This window comes from Actinocrinis sp. (assembly GCF_035605935.1).
Taxonomy (GTDB): Bacteria; Actinomycetota; Actinomycetes; order Streptomycetales; family Catenulisporaceae; genus Actinocrinis.
The window spans coordinates 1-18997 of the sequence record NZ_DATNGK010000099.1 but is presented as its reverse complement, the minus strand read 5'-3'; the positions used below and the strand labels follow the sequence as shown (position 1 = coordinate 18997).

Annotated in this window: 15 protein-coding genes; 7 read left to right on the top strand and 8 right to left on the bottom strand. The window is 67.1% G+C overall.

The features are described from left to right. Positions 1 to 26: 26 nt before the first annotated feature. On the bottom strand, positions 27 to 599 hold the full coding sequence (locus VN779_RS08925; RefSeq protein ID WP_325721974.1) for a dihydrofolate reductase family protein: 573 nt from the start codon (positions 597 to 599) through the stop codon (positions 27 to 29). 207 nt (positions 600 to 806) lie between these two features. Next, positions 807 to 2537, bottom strand: a complete 1731-nt coding sequence (locus VN779_RS08920; RefSeq protein ID WP_325721973.1) for a cholesterol oxidase substrate-binding domain-containing protein — start codon at positions 2535 to 2537, stop codon at positions 807 to 809. A gap of 201 nt (positions 2538 to 2738) precedes the next feature. On the opposite strand from VN779_RS08920, the gene VN779_RS08915 reads away from it, so the two are divergent. Next, positions 2739 to 3734, top strand: a complete 996-nt coding sequence (locus VN779_RS08915) for a GNAT family N-acetyltransferase (protein WP_325721972.1) — start codon at positions 2739 to 2741, stop codon at positions 3732 to 3734. A gap of 54 nt (positions 3735 to 3788) precedes the next feature. On the opposite strand, the gene VN779_RS08910 is transcribed toward VN779_RS08915, so the two are convergent. Continuing rightward, positions 3789 to 4328 (bottom strand): barstar family protein, encoded by a 540-nt coding sequence (locus tag VN779_RS08910; protein ID WP_325721971.1) that lies wholly within the window; start codon positions 4326 to 4328, stop codon positions 3789 to 3791. 272 nt (positions 4329 to 4600) lie between these two features. Here VN779_RS08910 and VN779_RS08905 point away from each other — a divergent pair, with 272 nt between their 5' ends. After that, positions 4601 to 5239, top strand: a complete 639-nt coding sequence (locus VN779_RS08905; protein ID WP_325721970.1) for a hypothetical protein — start codon at positions 4601 to 4603, stop codon at positions 5237 to 5239. Between the two features lie 201 nt (positions 5240 to 5440). Here the strand turns inward: VN779_RS08905 and VN779_RS08900 are convergent, their stop codons facing one another. Together VN779_RS08900 and VN779_RS08895 are read right to left on the bottom strand one after the other, a co-directional pair. Further along, positions 5441 to 6997 carry an endo-1,4-beta-xylanase gene (locus VN779_RS08900; protein ID WP_325721969.1) on the bottom strand — a complete coding sequence of 519 codons (1557 nt, stop codon included), beginning with the start codon at positions 6995 to 6997 and terminating at the stop codon, positions 5441 to 5443. A 369-nt stretch (positions 6998 to 7366) separates the two neighbouring features. Beyond that, on the bottom strand, positions 7367 to 7534 hold the full coding sequence (locus VN779_RS08895) for a hypothetical protein (RefSeq protein ID WP_325721968.1): 168 nt from the start codon (positions 7532 to 7534) through the stop codon (positions 7367 to 7369). Between the two features lie 213 nt (positions 7535 to 7747). Between VN779_RS08895 and VN779_RS08890 the strand changes: the two genes are divergently transcribed. Next, entirely contained in the window at positions 7748 to 9109 is a 1362-nt protein-coding gene (locus tag VN779_RS08890; RefSeq protein WP_325721967.1) for an alpha/beta hydrolase, read from the top strand. A 143-nt stretch (positions 9110 to 9252) separates the two neighbouring features. Here VN779_RS08890 and VN779_RS08885 read toward each other — a convergent pair whose 3' ends face one another. Next, positions 9253 to 10407 (bottom strand): cellulose binding domain-containing protein, encoded by a 1155-nt coding sequence (locus VN779_RS08885; RefSeq protein ID WP_325721966.1) that lies wholly within the window; start codon positions 10405 to 10407, stop codon positions 9253 to 9255. Between VN779_RS08885 and VN779_RS08880 the strand changes: the two genes are divergently transcribed. After that, positions 10406 to 10585: a hypothetical protein gene (locus VN779_RS08880; protein WP_325721965.1), complete on the top strand. Its 180-nt coding sequence runs from the start codon at positions 10406 to 10408 to the stop codon at positions 10583 to 10585. The genes VN779_RS08885 and VN779_RS08880 overlap by 2 nt on opposite strands. 206 nt (positions 10586 to 10791) lie before the next feature. Continuing rightward, a complete protein-coding gene (locus tag VN779_RS08875; RefSeq protein ID WP_325721964.1) occupies positions 10792 to 11157 on the top strand; it encodes a cupin domain-containing protein in 366 nt (121 codons plus the stop codon). A gap of 97 nt (positions 11158 to 11254) precedes the next feature. On the opposite strand, the gene VN779_RS08870 is transcribed toward VN779_RS08875, so the two are convergent. Then, a complete protein-coding gene (locus tag VN779_RS08870; RefSeq protein ID WP_325721963.1) occupies positions 11255 to 12013 on the bottom strand; it encodes a PASTA domain-containing protein in 759 nt (252 codons plus the stop codon). Positions 12014 to 12138: 125 nt separating this feature from the next. Here VN779_RS08870 and VN779_RS08865 point away from each other — a divergent pair, with 125 nt between their 5' ends. Further along, positions 12139 to 13722, top strand: coding sequence for a CYTH and CHAD domain-containing protein (locus VN779_RS08865; protein WP_325721962.1), 1584 nt, complete (start codon positions 12139 to 12141; stop codon positions 13720 to 13722). 107 nt (positions 13723 to 13829) lie between these two features. On the opposite strand, the gene VN779_RS26385 is transcribed toward VN779_RS08865, so the two are convergent. Continuing rightward, positions 13830 to 16511 carry a ricin-type beta-trefoil lectin domain protein gene (locus VN779_RS26385; protein WP_349260714.1) on the bottom strand — a complete coding sequence of 894 codons (2682 nt, stop codon included), beginning with the start codon at positions 16509 to 16511 and terminating at the stop codon, positions 13830 to 13832. Between the two features lie 810 nt (positions 16512 to 17321). On the opposite strand from VN779_RS26385, the gene VN779_RS08855 reads away from it, so the two are divergent. Then, positions 17322 to 18997: arabinofuranosidase catalytic domain-containing protein (locus VN779_RS08855; protein ID WP_414639616.1), on the top strand; the 1676-nt coding region annotated here is incomplete at its 3' end.

Genomic DNA, 18997 nt, shown 5'->3' with positions numbered 1-18997 from the left:
GCAATCACTGTACGCCGCGAAGTTTGTCAGCGGACGACGTCGAAGACCTGCTTCTGCAGGCCGTTGCCGTACACCTCGTGCTCGACGAGCTTGAGTTTCTGGGCGTCCTTGTCCGTGGCGCTGAACAGGCGCTTGCCCGCGCCGAGCAGCAGCGGGAAGACGAGCAGGTGGTAGCGGTCGATCAGGCCCGCGTCCGAAAGGCCGTGGTTCAGGGTGGCGCTGCCGTGGACGATGATCGGGCCGCCTTCGGTCTGCTTGAGCGCGGCGACCTCGTCGAGTGAGCGCAGGATCGCGGTCTCGCCCCAGTTCGAGACCAGCTTGTCCTCGGTGAGCGTGGTGGAGACGACGTACTTCGGCAGCGTCTTGTAATGCGTGAACTCCGGCATGTCCGGCCATACCGGGCTGAACGCCTCATAGCTGACCCGGCCCATCAGCATCGCGGTCGACTGCTCCTGCTCGCGCCCCTTGATCTCGAACGACTCGGGCAGGAACTCGACCTCCTTGAAGGTCCAGCCGGCGTTGCGGTAGCCGGACTCGCCGCCGGGCGCCTCCACGACGCCGTCGAGCGAGATGAACGCGGTGCTGATCAACGTACGCATGACAGGCTCCTTGGTTCGCTTCGGACGTGGCTCGTGGCGGCTCTACGTGCTCGTCCGCGTCGGGCACAGCTCCAGATTGCTACCGACAAAAAGATTTGTCAAGGAGGAAAAGATTGTCGGTGAGTCGAGCTGACGACATCTCCGGCATCTGGTGGTGCGCCGGCATGGCCCGCAAGGACTGAACGGCTCGTCGCAGGGTCCGGCGGCTCAGGGTGCCAGCGTGCTGAGGAACTCGTTGGTGAAGATCCGGTGCGGGTCGAGCGCGTCAAGTGCGGCGAGCGCGCTGTCCCAGGTCGGATCGGGACCAGCCCGGAAGGTGGCGGGGATCGTGCTGCCGATGACGGTCGGATCGCTCCACGCCCCGGCGGCGGTGAAAGCCCAGCCCTTTGACCATTCGGGGCGCACAGCGGCGTAAGAACCCGAGTAGTTCGCGAAGAGGAACTGCTCCAGATCCCGGTAGAAGGCACCCAGGCCGGGCGTGGTCGGAAGGGTCAGCACGTCGAACCACACCGCGACGTCCCAATCCGGATGGTCCGCTCGTTCCCGTATCGCGCAGAGCGCGGGCGGCGCGGCGCCTGGCGCGGGACTAGCGGCCGCGGTGTCCAGTCGAGTGACCCGGATCTCCATCGGACCGTTGATCGGATAGCTGCCGGCGGCCGCGTAGTTCTGGAGCCGCTGCTGGAAGTAGCCGGTGAACTCGGACACCACTCGCTGGATGTTGGCGGTGCTGGTGAGCACCGCGTATCCGTTGGCGAACATGCGCAGCGTGGTGGGCTTTACGTAGAGCAGCAGATTCTTCGACCAGCCCCACAGGTCAGCCGAGAGCGTGGCGGTGAGACCGGCCGCGGCGGTGTCGTACTGGGCCTGCCCGAAGGTCGGCGCGAGGTACCACTGCCCGCTGACCAGCGCGCCAGCGAGTTGCGCCACCGGCTTGGGTACCGTGTCCGCGAACGGATAGTTGTACGGGTTCGTCGTCGGGCGCGACGTGGGCGGAGCCTGCGGGCTGAGCGTCCAGACCTTGAGCCAGGGATTGGCGGTGAACGGGAACCAGATGGCCTCGACCCGGCCTGAGGAGTGCACGTAGGACGCGAAGCTGCGCGCTCCGGCCGCCGCCGGAGCCGCGAACAGCTCGGACGCGGGAATGGTCACGTCGCTAACACAACGCAGGTGATAGTTGGCGCGCACGCTCAAGGTGACCTCGGTCAGGAAGGCCCGGCCCAGATGCGTGAGCAACGCAGCGGACTGCGCGTCGGCGCGTTCGAATGTACGCAACACATACGACGAGCTTCCGGCATCCCAGACCACTGCGGTGAGCGACAGGATCCTGTTACTCAACGAGCCGTAGTAGTCGCCTGCGACCGGCGTCTCGCCATCGGCCGGGATCGCGGTGCCGTGGGCGTCGATCGCCAAGACGCCGCCAACGGTCAGGTCGCCGGGCGCGGGTGTGGCGGTCATGCCGTACCCGTTGGTTTCGAGATACGCCAGCAGGTCGTCCATCACAGCGCCGGTCTGCACCCGCACGACACCCGGCGCCGCGATGCTCATCGAGGAGAGCGCACTCGTGTCGACGAGCAGGACGGGGGTGGCGCAGCCGGTGTCCGCGGTAACCGTGAGCGGTGACCAGCCGTGCATCTTGCCGCGAGCCCGCAGCCGGTAACCGTTGGCCGCAGCCCAGTTCGCCAGCGTCGCCACGTCCTGCGGACTGCTCGGCTTGCAGGTCCAGACGTCGTCGGCGCGCAACGCGCCGCTCCAGTTCTGATATGTCTGCTGATATACGGGGATGTTCGCTGGGAACGCGGGCGGAGGCGCACAATCGGCCGTCGCGCCAGGGGGAAGCTGTCCGGCCGGACGCCACAGCCCCGGAGTGCCGAGGCCCAAAAGCGCCGCCGAACCCGCCAGCACGCGCCGTCTCGGCAGACCTAAATGAGAGTCCTTCATTGCCGTCCCCACCCCTCCTGGAATACGTAGCGCTCTTCGATACCCCCGTTCGCGCGGCCCAAGCGCGGGATCGCGGCCTAGCCGGCGCGTTACTCCTCGGCATCCCGCGGGAAGGTTCTAAAGGAATCGAACACCATGCAGCGCAAGCGCCTACGCGTGGACGCAACAACGGCCCTAGGCGGGGAGTAGGCGGTCGAAGGTATGGCAGACGTCGAGATCATCACTGGGGCCGGTGTCGACCTACTCACCGCACCATCATGGGACACCTTCGCGGCGTCGGAGGGTACTGCCTTCCACACCAGCCGATTCCTGCTCCCTTGGTGGCGTGACCGGCTTGCCAAAAACCCGACGTCCAGCCTCATCGCCGCCGAGATCCTCGACAGCGAGAGCGTCATCGGGATCTGCGCGTTCGAATTCGACTCGGGTGTCCTGTCCTTTGCCGGTGGCCGCGATGTCGTCGACTACATGGGGCCGCTGGCGCTGCCCGGCCGCGAGAAGGACGTCGCCGCCGCCTTGGCCGAGTGGATGTTCGAGGATCTTCCGTGGACCCGCGCGAGCTTCGCCGGACTGGTCTGCGACGACGTGATGGCCCAGGCGTTCGCCGATGAACTGGCGCGCAGAACCCAGGCCGTGACCGTGGAAACCTATGACCAGGCACCGAGGATCGGCCCCGCGCCGGACGGCTACCTCCCCCTGCTCAACTCCAAACGCCGCGCGGACGTCCTACGCAAGCGCAACCGCTTGACTGAGGCCGTCGGAGAACTCGAAGTCATCGCCTCAACCGGCGAAACCGTGCTCGACTCGCTGGAACGGCTCCTCACCTGGAAGTGCGATGCGGGCCCGGCGACCCGCGACTTCGTGGCCGAATACCGCGGCTTCCTGCGTGCCGCGCTCGTCGAACTCGCCGCGGTGGACGCCGGCCACATCGTGGAACTGCGGGCTTCCGGTCGCCCGCTCGCGGCGGCAATCATCCTCAAGCACCGCAATACCGACTACATCTACAACATGTCGTACGACCTGGCCTTTGCCTCCCGAGACAACGCGGGCCTGGCGCCGGGCATCGTTCTGGTCTCACTCCTTGTCGAGCGCAGCCTCGATCGAGGCGCAGTGTTCGACTTCCTCAAGGGTGCTCAGGACTACAAGTTGCGCTTGGGCGGCAAGCCAGTGGATCTGATCGATATCACGGTCGAACGCTGACATTGGACGACGTGTCGCGAGGCGTCGCCGGCGATGGGCGTCGCGTCAGGACGTTCAGGCGTCCGTGCGGCGGCTGGAGTCGAGCCACTCGGCGTCGTTCCACATGACCGGCATTGCGCCAACGGGCTCGAACCGGATCGTGGGATCGTCGCTTTGGACCAGGCAGCACACGCGGCGGCCGGCGAACAGCGCACGCCTAGCCTGGTCGGCGACGATATCCAGCGTGACGTGGGCCTCGCGCGGGCAGTGCGCCGCGAACTTGTCGTAACCGGTGAACGCGAGGACGAAGCCTGCTGCCGAGGCGTCGATGCCGTACTCGCCGGCGACTACGTCGCTTAGACAGTCGTTGAGCGCGTCCAGGTTGTGGCCGTAGTAGTCCGGGAAGTCGAGCGCAGCGGCGATATTCCGGTGCAGATCCGAGGCCTGGGCCCAGGCCGACGCGTCCAGCCGCACCACGTCGTACCCGTGCTCGGTCAGCGACGCAACAGTCTGTTCAAACAACTCGATGCGCCAGAACAGGCGCACAAACGAGTTGTACATCAGCCGCAACGCCACGTCGTCGCGAGAACCACCATGCGGTTGAGATGCGCTCATGCTCACGACCGTAGTGCAGCGCGAGGACCGATCATCGGGAATGTCTCGCTCAACCGGACAACCTGCCGTCCGCCGCCCTGTCCCATCCAACTGGACAAACCGGATTCCTCGCGCTCCACAGATCGCCGCGCGCCACTGGCATCGTGCAGCGTCGCGAGTGCGCCCACTCTTTTACTACTGGTGGGTAGACATGAGAAATCCTCGCATTAGACTCCCCGCTGAGCCGGCTCACCTTACCCACGACCCCTGAATCACTCGGTTCGAGGTGAATCATGACCCGTAGCATCCGCCGTCTCCTGCGGCTTTTCGGCGTCGCATTCGTCGCCGTCGCTCCCGTCGTCGCGACCACCGGTGCGGCGCACGCCCAGAGCGCCGTCACCTACAACCTGCAGTCCTCCGCCCTTGGGCAGACCGCGAACTCGACCCTCTCCGTGCAGGCCGATGGCACCGCCCCGGCGAGCGTCGCGGCCGGCGCTCCGCTGAGCGTCGCGCTCTCGGTCGGCTCGATCACGGTGCCGACCAGCGCGTCTGGCTACACGATCAAGCAGATCCAGAACATCGTGCTGAAGCTGCCCGTGCCCTCCAACAGCACGTATGTCTCCAGCGCGCTGTCCGGCGGCAGCGGTTACGGCAGCGGTACGCCGACCGTCTCGGTCAGTTCCGGCGTAGTCAGCATCCGCGTCCCGGGGCCGATCGCGGCCGGAACCACGTTCACGCTCCCGACCCTCACGCTCGGCCTGACCGCGGGCGCCTCAGGCGGCAGCGTGGTCAGCACGCTCAGCGGGACCGGTTACTCGGACCCCGGCCTGACGTTCACCGCGGTTCTGTCAGTGTTCGGATTCTCGGTGAACGCGAACACCGTCGGCTACCCGACCGCGCAGCCCGCGCTCACCAGCACCACGATCAGCTAGGGCGAGTTCCTTAGCTAGCGAACGCCGAATTCGCAGCGGCAGGTCGGCGGCGCGCGATTGTGCGCCGCCGACCTGCGGACCCGCGATGCCGGGGCATCCAGCGTTCGACGTTGCCGTAGCGCCACATGCAATGATGCGGGCGGCGCCATCGTGGCCGCCGCCCGCACGTATCAGGATGTTGTCGTTAGGACGACTGTCGGATCAGCCAGCGGAGCAAGCCGCACCGTTGAGGGTGAAGTTGCTCGGCGCCGGGTTCGAGCCGTTCCACGCGCCGTTGAAGCCGAAGCTGGTGCTGCCGCCCGTGCCGATGGAGCCGTTGTACGACACGTTCGTGACCGTCACGTTCCCACCCGACTGCGTGTAGCTGCCGTTCCACAGCTGGGTGATGCTCTGCCCGGCGCCGAACGACCAAGCCACCTTCCAGCTGCTGATCGGGGCGCCGAGGTTGGTGATCGAGACGTTCGCGCCGAACCCGCCCGGCCACTGGCTCGAGACGCTGTAGCTGATCCGGCAGCTGGATCCACCCGTTGATGGGCTGGCCGACGGCGAGCTTGACGGACTGCTTGACGGACTGCTCGAGGGGGAGCTGGACGGACTGGACGAAGGCGACGTCGAGGGGCTGGCCGACGGCGAGGTGGACGGCGAGTTGCTCGGCATCACGCCGCCCGCGTTCAGGGCATTGAGAACCGAGGTGTACGCGGGCTTGGGCTGCCAGTTGCTGTCGAACAGCGTGGCGGCGCCCTGACCGGAGAAGGTGCCGGGCACCCAGGAGTCGGCGTCGCTGATGTTCCACTGGGTGACGCCGGGGCAGTGCGCGTTGTTCAGGCAGGTCTTGACGATGTTGGCGTCGTCGGTGGCCTGCTGCTGGAGGTTGCTGCTACTGGCCGGGGTGGGCATGCGGTCGTCGAGCTCGGTGATCGCCACGTCAAGGCCGAGATCGGTGAAGCGCTGCATGTTGGAGGCCAGGCTGCTGGGCACCTGCCCGACGATGAAGTGGCTCTCGAAGCCGATGCCGCTCAGCGGCACGCCCTGCTGCAGCAATTGCTGCGCGAGGGTATACATGCCGTTGCTCTTGGAGCCGGAGCCCTCGATGTTGTAGTCGTTGATGTAGAGCTTTGCGTTGGGGTCGGCCGCGTGGGCGGTGCGGATGGCGTCGGCGATGTATTGTTCGCCGCCGCCGAAGGCGTTGTAGAACACGTCCTGGCGGTAGGAGCCGTCTTCGTTGAAGGGCTCGTTGACCACGTCCCAGGCGTAGATCTTGCCCTTGTAGTGGGAGACCTCGGTGGTGATGTGGCTCTCCATCGCGGACTTGACCTGGCTGCTTGGCAGGGAGCTGACCCAGCCGGGCAGTTGGGAGTGCCAGACCAGGTTGTGCCCGCGCACCCGCTCATTGTGCGAGGTGGCGAAGTTGACGATGTTGTCGCCAGGCCCGAAGTTGTACTGCCCGTTGTTGGGCTCGATGGTGTCCCACTTCATCTCGTTCTCGGGGGTCACCATGTCGAACTGGGAGCCGGCCAGGTTGGTGGCGGAGGAGTTGCCCAAATCGCCCTGCCCGACCGCGACGCCAAAGTAGCGCCCGTCGCCCTCAGCCGCGGCGCGCAGCGTGCTCGCCGCGTTGGCCGTGCCGGTCAGCACCACGGCGCCAGTGGCCGCTGCCACGACCGCCACCGTTCCGGCGGCCATGGCTGCCCGCAGCCGGCGGCGGCTCGACGGGCCCTGCCGCCCTCGTCCGATATCGGCGCCAGTGTCGATATCCATGGATGTGCCTTCCTTTCCCGTCCGCGCAGCGCTGCGCTCGCATCGCGGTGAGCGTGCCAAAGCGTCGTCGAAATCTCAATTGCGATCATCGAAATGTTTCGACTCGGGCCGGAAACGGCGCCGCGTCGCGAGCGCTACCTAGACCTTCAGCTGTAGCGGCGCACGGGAGGGTGACAGAGGCGAGGTGAAACTTACTTACCAGGAGCCGGGCCGGCGATGTTTCGAGGGACTTCGAGAGCTACTTTCGGAACTCACACCACAACATTCGCGATGCTACTGTGCGCGGTCTGTGGGTTAACGCGGAGGCCGCCGGGGCTGGTCTTCGCCAACCCCGACGGCCTGCGTTGTGCGGGTACAGCCCGCGTCCGCTTAGCGGCGGCGCGCGTACCACCCGGTGCCGACGCCGAGCAGGTGCAGTGCCAGACACGTCAAACCGGCGAGCATCAGGCTGGTGGGACTGAACCAGGCGTTGGTCGAGGTCCCACTGCCGTTGATGAAGAACGCTATGGCGAACAGAACAGCGGCGATAGCTCCCATGTGCGGGTTCCTCCGATCGGTATCGCAGATTGCGGATACCGCTGAGTGCCCTTTCTTCGGGTTTTTATGCGCTGAGCGCGATGCGTGACCGGCTCAAGCACCCCGCGCCCGCAATACTCGGCAAACTCTTGACTGCGATCAAAAAACTGCCGTACATTGCGGTCGTTCGCCGCTTGCCGCTGCGCTCAGGAAGGCGTCCCCATGCAACGACGCATGCCCGCTCTTTTCACCTCCCTCTGCATCACCCTCGCGACCGGGGCCGGGGCGGCGAGCGCCGCCGTGAGCCCGGCCGCCGCTCCGGCCAGCCACTACACCGGTACCCTCGCCGACGGCGCGACGTGGATCGCCGACACACCCGCGCACTGGAACGGCACCCTGGTGCTGTTCAGCCACGGCTTCGGTCCGCCGACCGCGGCCGACGCGCCGAGCCAGGCCAGCGCCGACGCGCTGCTGAGCCAGGGCTATGCGCTGGCGGGTTCCTCCTACGACCCGAACGGTTCCTGGTGGGCGCTGGCCAGCGCCGAACGCGACCAGTTCGCCACCCTCACCGCGGTCGAGCAACTGCTCGGCCGGCCCACGCGGGTCCTCTCGGTCGGCGAGTCCATGGGCGGCCTGATCAACAGCCAGATCGTGCAAGACGGCGCCGGGCGGATCAATGCCGCGCTCAACCTGTGCGGGCTGGTCGGCGGCGGGGTGAACCTGAACAACTATCAGCTCAACGCCGAGTACGCGATCACGAAGCTGCTGCCCGGTGCCTCCGGGATCCCGATCCGCGACTACGCCACCCCGGACGCGGGTTCCGCCGCCGCGACGCAGATGGTCGCCGCGATCACGCAGGCGCAGTCGAACACCGCCGGGCGCGCCCGTATCGCGCTGGCCTCGGCGCTGCTCAACGAATCGGACTGGGCGCCCGGCCAGAGCGCCCCGGCCCAGCGCGACTTCGCCGGGCAGGAGGCGCAGGAATACACCTGGCTCACCTCCGGCCAGTTGCAGTTCATCGAGTTCGGCCGCTACTACATCGAGCTGGCCGCGGGCGGCGACAGCAGCTGGAACGCAGGGCTCGACTACGCCGCGCTGCTGCGCGGATCAGCGCACTACGACCAAGTTCGTGCACTGTATCGACAGGCGGGGCTGAACCTGGACGCGGACCTGGCGACCCTGACCCGCGGCGCCCACTACACGGCGGAACCCGGCTCGCTGGCCGCGATGCAGGCCACCTCGACCAACACCGGTCACCTTGCCGTGCCGCTGCTCGACGTGCACACCACCGCTGACCAACTCGTGCCGGTCGAGCAGGAAAGCGCGTTCGCGCAGAAGGTCCGCGCCGCCGGAGACAGCGCCCTGCTACGTCAGGCGTATGTCGCGCGCCAAGGACACTGCAACTTCACCACCGCCGAGATCGTCGCCGCCCTCGACACCGTGGACCAACGCGCGACCGACGGCTACTGGGGCGCTGGCACCAGCGCCGCGAGCCTGCAAGCCGCCGCTACCGCGCTGAACCTCGACGGCGCCGCCTTCGTCCGCTACCGACCCGCGGCGCTGCTCGTGCAGAGCCCGGCTCCGCGCGGTTTCTGATCAGCGGTCACCAACCGCTGAGCCGCATGCGGTGGAGGGGGTGGGTACCAGCCCGCCCCCTCCGCGCTTTTCAATGCGTCCGTGTTCGGATGAATCGGTGTCCGGATAGCTCAGTGTCCGGGTAATTCAGTGTTCTGTTCCGGTCAGGAGGCGCTGGCCGAATAGTTGTTGATGGTGAAGTTCTCCTGGGCGTTGTTCGTGCCGCTGATCTCCCAGCCGTACTGGATGGTCGACAGCATCGGGTTGGCGAAGTAACCCTTCGTGTTCTCCAGGTATTTCAGCAGATTGAGAATGTTGACGGTGCCTGAGGTCTCGTTTCCGCTGCGGATGAACGAGTAGGTGGGGTTGGAGCCGTTGTTGCCGGCGTAAAGGGTCCAGGTGTTGCCGTCCATGGAAACCGTGCCCACCGAGGAACCCAGCGGTCCGACATTGCCGCTCACATAGGTCCACACCATGATCTCGATCCCGGTGCCGTTGAGCCAGATGTCGTAGGCGGACTCCCAGTTGCCACCGCTGGGATTGGTCTCGTTGAAGCTGCTGGTGGCGGAGGAGAGCGAGTTGAGCGCGACGCCGACGCTCTTGCTGATGTTCGCGTACGACTTGACGCCCGAAGTGCTCGGCTGGGTGGAGAAGACGCCCCAGTTGGTCGCGGACTTCACCCACAGGGTCTGGCTGCCGTGGCCGCTGCCCCACTCGTCGTTGTAGATCGTGTAGCCGCCGATCGAGTACTGCGCCCACTGGCCCGAGTCCTCGTAGAGGTAGCCCCCGGAGCCGGACGGTGACGGCGTCGGCGTCGGAGTCGGCGTGGGTGTAGCGGTGTGGGTCGGCGTACCGGTGGAGACCGCGCCAGTGCAGCTGGTGCCGTTGAGCGTGAACGAGGCCGGGTTGCCCGGGAAGCTGGAGCCGGAGTAGCTGCCGTTGAACCCGATGCTGGTCGTGGCGTTCGTGCCGAGCGAGCCGTTGTACGAAACGTTGGTCGCGGTCACGTTCTGGCCGGACTGGCTAAAGCCGGCGCTCCAGCCCTGGGAGACGGCCTCGTTACCCGGCAGAGCGAACGCGAGCGTCCAGTTCGTCAGCGCCGAGCCGAGGTTCGTGATGGAGATGCTCGCGGTGAAGCCGCCCGGCCACGAGTTCGCGGTGTAAGAGACCTGGCATCCGCTTGCGGCGCTGGCGGACTGGGCCAGAGTCACCGCGGCGACCCCGGTGGTGACGAGCACGGCCGCGGTCGCGGCGGCGATCCGCTTTCGGGCGTGTGGCGCCGTACCGCGCCATCTCGGGCGCCTTGAGGGTTCTGACATGGGCGCGTTCCTCTCCTGTGGGTCGATCGACGTGATGCCGCATCCGGGAGCCGTCCGCGGGTCCGGCATCGAAGCGCTTCGATTCAGGGATACTGGCGGCGATCCGGGCTGTCCAGCGGCAAAACCCGAACTGGCAGAAGTGATCGTCGCGCCGAGAGAGCCGCTGGCAGATCCTTGATCCACAGGTACTACAGGACGCGGTCGGCCGTGTGTCGAATGAAAGCAAGCGCTTCGACGATCGTTCGACGAGCCGAGCGGGGCCGTACCCCGAATGCCGGAGTGACACGTCGGTATTACAGGACTTGAGTTGACGTGACGGGCGGGCCGAGACGTGCCGCGTCGCCGGCCGCCCGCCGCAAGCGAGCGCGAGGAGGGAGAGCAGCGATGTCGCACGTTGAACACAAGAACTTCGACAAGGCGGACGAGACCCGGCTGTTCGAGGACGGCATGGGGCGCCTGGAACTGGTCAACACGGAATCCGGCCCGGTGGGGCTGGCCACCTTCGAGCCCGGCTGGCGCTGGTCGCAGCACGTCAAGCCGATCGCGGGTACTGACAGCTGCCAGGCCGAGCACACCGGCTACTGCATCTCGGGCCGGATGCACGTGCGCATGGACGACGGCGAGGAGTTCGACTTCGGTCCCGGCGAGTACGCGCACATCCCGCCCGGCCACGACGCGTGGATCACCAGCAAGGAAGCGTGCGTCGTCGTGGACTGGCAGGGTTTCGCGGACTACGCCAAGCACGCGTAGCGGCCTGGCGTAGTCGCAAGCGAACGATCGGGGCGATCGGGCGGATCCGGCTACCAGTTCGATCGCGGCAGACCGGCGGTCCTCGCCGGCTACGCGGTCAACTGACCGCTTCGCCGGTCGCCTCGTCGCGCATCTGCCGGGCAGTCTTCGGATCAGGCGACGGACGACGCGGCTCACGCACGCCGGGGCCGCCACCGCCATCGTCAAGCCACAAGCGCACCGGCGAGCCCGGCGGCACCCTGGCCCCGGCCTCAGGGCTTTGATCCGTGACGACACTGCTTGACGGGCCCGCGATGTCAAGCGGCGGGCCATCAGGGTCGGCCGACATTGCCCGCAGACCCTTTCCGTCCACCACCTTGCGGGCCTCGTCAGGGCCTAAGCCGACCACATCGGGCACCCGGACCGTGGACCGACGCCGTCGTTCCGACGCCGCCTCGGGAGGCTGCTGCTCGCTCGGCGTTTTGCGGCCTCGCAGGATGCCGCGAAGCGTTCCGGTCTGCTCATGCCCGGTCGGGTGTTCGTACTGCGGTTCTGGAATGTCCGGCTGCACGGCAACCTCTACTTGCGCGCCCGCCGCCTCATCGACATCCCGCCATCGTTCCCAAGCGGACTGACGCGTCACGCCTAGCCGCACGGCGATCTCAGCCCACGACTTGCCTTGCGCGCGTGCCGTGCGCACTGCCTCGAACTCGGCTTGGTCGACCAGCCGCCGGACCCCGCCGATGTCGGCGAGCGCCGCCAGCGCGCCATCGCCGTCGAGCGCGAGGCCGCGCAGCGACGAAAAGTTGCGGTACCACTCCAACAGCCGGTCCCAGGCCTGCTGACCGCCCCGTCCCACTTCGGAATCGCTATCCATGTTTGTCAGGGTAGCCTGACAGTGCCGATTGCTCCAGTGTTCGGTGCGTGGCCGTCGAGCCCGCGTCTTGCGACCCGGGCCGTGCGACTCCGTGCAATTGCGATCTATCGCTGTAGCTTTGTCGTATGAGTCAGGCTGGTGGTGGATTGACCGTGCGCACGGAACGCGAAGCGAAGCTGCGCGCGCCCGCGCAGTTCGCCCTGCCAGACCTCGGCGAGCTGCTACCTGGCGTCTTCACCAAGGCGCTGCCCGAACTGGACTTGGACGCCGTCTACTACGACACCACCGACCTGCGATTGGCGCGCTTCGGGATCACGGTGCGGCATCGCGCCGGCGAGGGCGAGCCCCGCTGGACCGTGAAGTTCCCCGACTCGGCCGCGCGTGGACCGGCGCTCGTGCGCAGCGAGATCGAGATCGCGGCGCCGAGTGATCCGCTTCCGGCCCGCGTCGCAGACCTCGTAATCGCTTACACCCGCAGCCGCCCGCTGGTCCCAGTGGCCGCGCTGCGCACCAGAAGGCGGCCGTTCGCCCTGTGCGACAGCGCCGGAAAGAGCTTCGGTCAAATCGTCGATGATGAGGTCACCGCTACCCGCGAGAGTTCAGCGGCATACGGGTTCCGGGAACTGGAAGTCGAGATCGAGGCCGGCGGCCCGTTCGGCAGGGAGCTGATGCAGTCCGCGGTCGCGCGGCTGGAGGCGGCCGGCGCGTCGGCCGCGTCCCCGATGCCGAAACTCGTCCGCGTTCTCGGCGTGCGGGCTACCCGCCCGCCTCAGGTGTCAGTCGCCGAAATGCCCGAGCAGCCGAGCGCGGTCGAGCTCGTTCACCATGCGCTGGCCCGCTCCGTCGTCCAGTTGCTGCATCACGATCCCGGGGCGCGGCTCGGCACGGACGCGGAGAATGTGCACCAGTTGCGGGTGGCTGCCCGGCGGTTGCGCTCCGATCTGCGCACCTTCGCTCCGTTGTTGGAGAGCGAGCGGATCGACGTGGTGCGCCGTGAGTTGGGCTGGCTGGGTCGACAGGTCGGCGAAGCGCGCGACGCGGACGTGCTGGGCGCGCGACTGACCGAGCTGTGCCGGACCTTGCCCGCTGCCGACCAGAGCGGCGGTGCGCGGCTTCTGTTGCGGCACGGCGAGCAGAGCGAAGCGGCGCGCGAGGTGATGCTGAGCTGCCTGCGCGACCGGCGCTATCTGCGCCTCATCGACGCCCTGGTGAAGCTTGCCGCCAATCCGCCGATGCGCGTCGCGGCGAATCCGTCCCCTGATGGAAAGGCGCCGCTTCCGGCTATGCCGGGCGACGCGGCCGCGCGGCTCGTTCGGCGTCCGTGGCGGCGGTTGAAGAACGCAGTATCCGCGCTGGGGCCGGATCCAGCGGATCAGCAATTGCATGATGTCCGGATCCTCGCCAAACGGGCTCGTTATGCGGCAGACGCGGTCGTTCCCGTCGCCGGCAAGCCTGCGAAACGTTTCGCGAAGCGGATGGCCGAGGTGCAAACCGTGCTCGGTGACCATCAGGACACTGCCGTCGCCGAGGACTGGCTGCGGGCGGCGGCGCAGGCCGATCCGGAGGTGCGACTCGCGGCTGGTCAGTTGATCGCGGCCGAGCGGGCCCGGCGCGCTGAACTGCGGGCGCAGTGGCCGGTCGTATGGCGTAAGGCCGCTGCGAAGAAGAAGCAGAAGAAGCACCGCGCCTGGCCGAGCCGCGCGCGCTGAGACCGGCGATTTGCGCGGCCTCTGTGGTGACGCCGGTGCCGGTTGCGCGGTTGTCCCGTGGCCGACGGGAGGTCGTCGGCCACGGGACAACGGACGTGCGGTTGTTGCTATCCGAGGGTCCATTGCTGGTTGCTGCCGCCGTTGCAGGACCATAGTTCGACCAGCGCGCCGTTGGCGGTGGATGCTCCGGTGACATCGAGGCAGAGGCCTGATTGGACGCCGGTGATGGTGCCGTTGGAGTTGAGGTTCCATTGCTGGTTGGTCTGGCCGTTGCAGGACCACACGATCGCCTTGGTGCCGTTGGTGGTGCCCTTGCCGTTGGCGTCCAGGCACATGGTGGTGCCGTTGATGGTCACCGAGAGCGCGCCGGTGGAGGTGTGCGTCCAGGTCTGGTTCGCGGCCCCGCTGCAGGTGTAGATGTCCTGCTGGGTACCGCCGGTGGTCGTGGAGTTCGGGTCATCCAAGCACTTACCGGCACCCACCGCGTGCAACGGACCGGTGCTGCCGCCACCGCCACCGCTGATCGTCCAGGTGAAGCTGGCGGATCCGCTGGCGCCGGTGGTGTCCTTGGCAGTCACGACGGGGCTGTACGTACCGCCCGAGGTCGGGGTGCCGGAGATCAGGCCGCTGCTGGAGATCGACAGGCCGGGGGGCAGGCCGGTGGCCGAGAAGGTGAGGGTCTGTCCGCCGGCGGAGTCGCTGGCCTGGACCTGCACCGAGGTGACCGGGGTGCCCACCGCGCCGCTCTGGTTGCCGGGGCTGGTCACGGTGACGTTGTTGCCGCTGCTGTTGGCGCTGACGCCGGACTGGTTGATCACGGTTTGCGCACCCGAGGGCCAGTTGTATCCGCTGACTTGGGTGTTGCCGGTCAGGGTGTTGTTGTGGGGGGAGCCGGTGGCGACTTGGGTGGCGCCGGCGTTGTACCAGTTGTAATTGAACGCATTGTCGTCGGTGTTGTTGCTGCCGTTGGCGTTGGTGAACGCCCACACGCCGTTGTCCTGCAGGACGTTGTTGGTCAAGGTGACGTAGCGTGAGCCCTCGTCGAGGTACAGGCCGACGCTGTTGTGGTTGTCGTAGATGTAATTGTCGTTGAAGGTGGAGCTGGGGTTGGCGGACAGGTTGTAGAGGCTGCCGCCGTCGTGGAAGATCTTCTTGGTGGCGTGGATCTTGTTGTAGCTCGCGTCGGTGTTCTTCAGCGTGGTGGGCGTGGTGTAGCGCGGCTGGTAGTTGTAGGTGCCGCGGTTGGCGTAGTCCTGGCTGCCGCCGGCGTCGTTCATGCCCCAGCCCCAGCCTATGTCGATGCCGTCATAGGGCAGGTTCTCGACCTCGTTGTGGTCGATCACGGCGTGGGTGACGTAGGTCGACAGGATCCCGGCCATGTCCTTGTAGTCCTCGGCGACCCCGTTAACCAGGTTGTTGGTCACAGTGATGTTCTGATCCGTCATCGCCACGTCGGACGGATGGTGCGCGTTGGTCTGCGTGCCGCCGACCACGACCGCCGCGCCGGCGTCGTCGGTGAACACGTTGCGGTCCGCGGTGATGCCGGACGCGCCCAGTCCGACGCCGGAGGCGACCGCGTTGTTGTCCTGGCCGATACCCAGGCCGACCTCGCCGAGGTGGGTGAACGTGTCGCCGGTGAAGCTGATGCTGCCGGCCGCGGAGACCTGCACCGCGGCGGGCGCCTCGCCCAGGCTTTCGCGGGTGGCTTCGAACAGCGTGCAGCCGGACTGGCACGAGGTCAGGAAGTCAGAGGGCTGCTGGTAGGCCTTGTTGAAGAAGGTGCCCGACTGCTGGTCGGCGTACCCGATGTTGCTGCTGGGCGCCAGCCAGGTGGTGTGCTCGAAGGTGATGCCTTGGAAGGCGATGTTGTGCACCGGGTTGTCGACGCTGTTGCCGGCGACCTGTACCAGCGAGGTCAGCTGGGGCAGCTCGATGTCGTGGCTCGACGGGTTCCAGCCGGAGGGCGCCTTGTAGTACAGCTGCCCGGCCTGCGGGTCGAGGTACCACTGCCCGCTCTGCAGGAAGGAGTAGGAGTTCTCCAGGAACATCTGGCCGCCGGCGAACGGCTTGGCCAGGGTGTCGTAGCCCCAGTTGTTGTTGTTCCAGGACGGCTGCTGCATGTTGATCTGGTTGCCGGAGATGCTCTGGACCGGCGCGAAGTGGTCGGTGAAGGAGTTCTGGCTCTCCACCTCGATCCGGTTTTGCTGCGGCAATCCCGCGAGGTAGTTCAGCGCCGAGTTGTTGATCGTCATGCCGGAGTACGTGATCGTCACGTCGCTGCGGCTCAGCGAGATCGCGGCGCGCTGGGCCTCCGACCCGTCGACGTACAGCTGCCGGGAGTCCGTGCCGACCGGCACGGCGGCGGCGTAGATGTTGGCGCCCGAGTCGTGCAGAGTCCAGCCGGTCACCTGCTGGCCGCCGGAGATCACCGGCGTCGCGCCGGGCGCGGCCTGGAAGATGATGTTGTGGCCGTTGGTGCCAGAGTCGGCATTGTTGAACACCAGCGGCGCGGACAGCCGGTAGGTGCCGCCGGCCAGCTGCACCACGATGTCGCCGCTCATGTTCCCGTCGCTCGCCTCGACCGAGGCTTTCGCCTGGGTCAGCGAGCAGGGTGCCGCCGAGGAGCAAGCGGTCCCGCTGCCGGTCGGGGAGGCGTAGAGGGTGGTCATCGTCGCGGCCTGCGACACGGCCGGCGCGGCGGCCACGCCGCCTAACGCCAGCGCCGCGGCGGTCAGCGCCGCTCTGGCCGGCCAGCCGCGGCCGGACCGCCGGGGTGGGTACGACGTCATCGTCAGCCCTTCCTCAAAGAATCGAGCAGCGTCCAGCGGCCGCCGTGGCGGCCGGGCGAAGACGTCTCGAAATGTGTATGACTTTGTGTTGGAGGGGCGGCCGACCTTGGGCAGCGGTCAACGCGAGCCGACTCGCCTGCCGCCTTCGCGGCGCGTTGCGGGCCGTCCCCTGGCACGTGACTGATGACCGGTCCGGCACCCGGTCACGGCGAAGCCGTGGAACGTAGGTAACTCCCGGCCGCAAGATGTGTCAAGATGTCCGGAGAGGTCGGATCATCTGTTGAATCGCGTTTGAATTTTATCGACTGGCCGGTCTGGTCTGTCCACGGCGAGTCCGTCGCCCCCGCCAGTCATCCAAGGTCGGCGCGAATGAGTCGGACTGATCGTGAAAGTTGCAGGTCCTTCTTCGGTGCTGCCCGATGGTTGGCACGCTGGCGGTAACACACCATTGACCGCGTGTACCCCCCGCCGTAACATCCCGCACGGATCAATGCCGGAATCGGTTCGACCTACAAAAGGCACAAGCTCACAGCCGCAGACGCCGACTCCGGGCCCGGCAGCCCGTTGTCGGCGTCTGCGGATCTGTGGCGCGCCGAACTTGCCTACGCCTACCCATGAATCAGTCTGTTGCCACCACCGAGCCGACGTCACCACCGTGGATTGAACCGACCCACGCCGAGATGAGTCTGAAGCTAGTTCGTCGCCGCCTGCCTAAACCGCAGCGGTGGCCGCGCCTGCCTCGGACCCTCGGATGAGGCGGACCTCCGGATGAACCGAACGGGCAGTCGTACTCACTGACAAAAACCCCTGATGAAGACGGAGGTCTTCGTGTCCCTGATACCAAGGATCCGGCGGCGAACGCGGCTGCTCGCCGCGTGTCTGATGGCGGTGGCGATCGCCGTGCCGATCTCCGCCGCCGCGACCACCTCCGCCAGTGCGTCGGCGCAAGGGCCCTGCGACATCTACGCCGCGGGCGGCACGCCGTGCGAGACCGCGCACAGCACCATCCGGGCGCTATTCGCCGCGTACAACGGCCCGCTGTACCAGGTGAAGCGCTCCTCGGACAACGCGACCGCGGACATCAACACGATAGCGGCCGGCGGGGTGGCCAACGCCCCGGCGCAGGACTCGTTCTGCGCGAACACGACCTGCACCATCACCAAGATCTACGACCAGACCTCGAACCACAACGACATGCCGATCTCCTGGGGCGGCCTGTGGAAGGGCCCTGGTCCCAACGGCGCCGACATCGGCGCCAACGCCACCGCGCTGCCGATCACGATCGCCGGCCACAAGGCATACGGCGTTAAGGGCGGCGGGGGCGTGGGCTACCGCGTCGACAACGCCAAGGGCGTGCCGACCGGTTCGCAGCCCGAGGGCGTGTACATGATCACGTCATCGAACTACGTGTCCCAGTACTGCTGCTTCGACTACGGCAGCGGCGAGAACTCGCACACTGACACCGGCAACGCCACCATGAACGCGATCGAGTGGGGCACCGCCTGCTGGTTCGGCGGGTGCAGCGGATCAGGACCCTGGGTCGAAGCCGACCTGGAGAACGGCATGTACAGCTCCAACACCGGCCCGAACCAGCCGAGCTACCAGGGCGTGCACTTCCCGTTCGTCACCGCGATGGAGAAGAACAACGGCACCAGCAACTTCACGATCAAATACGCCAACGCCGCCAGCGGGGGGCTGACCACGGGCTTCTCCGGGCCGTTGCCCAATGGCTATTCGCCGATGAAGGTCGACTCCTCGATCCTGCTCGGCACCGGCGGCGACAACAGCGCCAACGGCAACGGCGAGTTCTTCGAGGGCGCGGTGACCGCCGGCTACCCGTCGGACGCCACCGAGAACGCGGTGCAGGCCAACCTCGCCGCGGCCGGATACGGCAGCACCAGCACCAGCGGCAACGTCGTGACCGTGACCAGCCCGGGCAACCAGAGCGGCGCGGTGGGCACCCCGGTCACCTCGGTGCAGGTCCAGGCCAGCGACTCGGCCAGCGGGCAGACGCTGACCTTCTCGGCCACCGGCCTACCTCCCGGCCTGTCGATCTCCGCCTCGGGCCTGATCTCAGGCACGCCAACCTCGGGCGGCACCTTCAGCCCAGTCATCAGTGCCACCGACTCCACCGGCGCCACCGGTGCGACCAGCTTCACGTGGGCCGTTAGCGGTGGTAGCACCGGCAACACTGGCGCGCTGCATGCCGTGGGTGCCGGCAAGTGCCTGGATGACCCGAACTCCACGACCACCGGTGGCACCCAGCAGCAGATCTATAGCTGCAACGGGGCCGCGAACCAGACCTGGACGCACACCTCCTCCGGTGCGCTCTCGGTGACCATCAACGGCACCACCATGTGCCTGGACGCCAACGGCAAGGGCACCACCAACGGCACCAAGGCCATCATCTGGTCCTGCAACGGCCAAACCAACCAGCAATGGAACCTCAACGCCAACGGCACCATCACCGGCGTCCAATCAGGCCT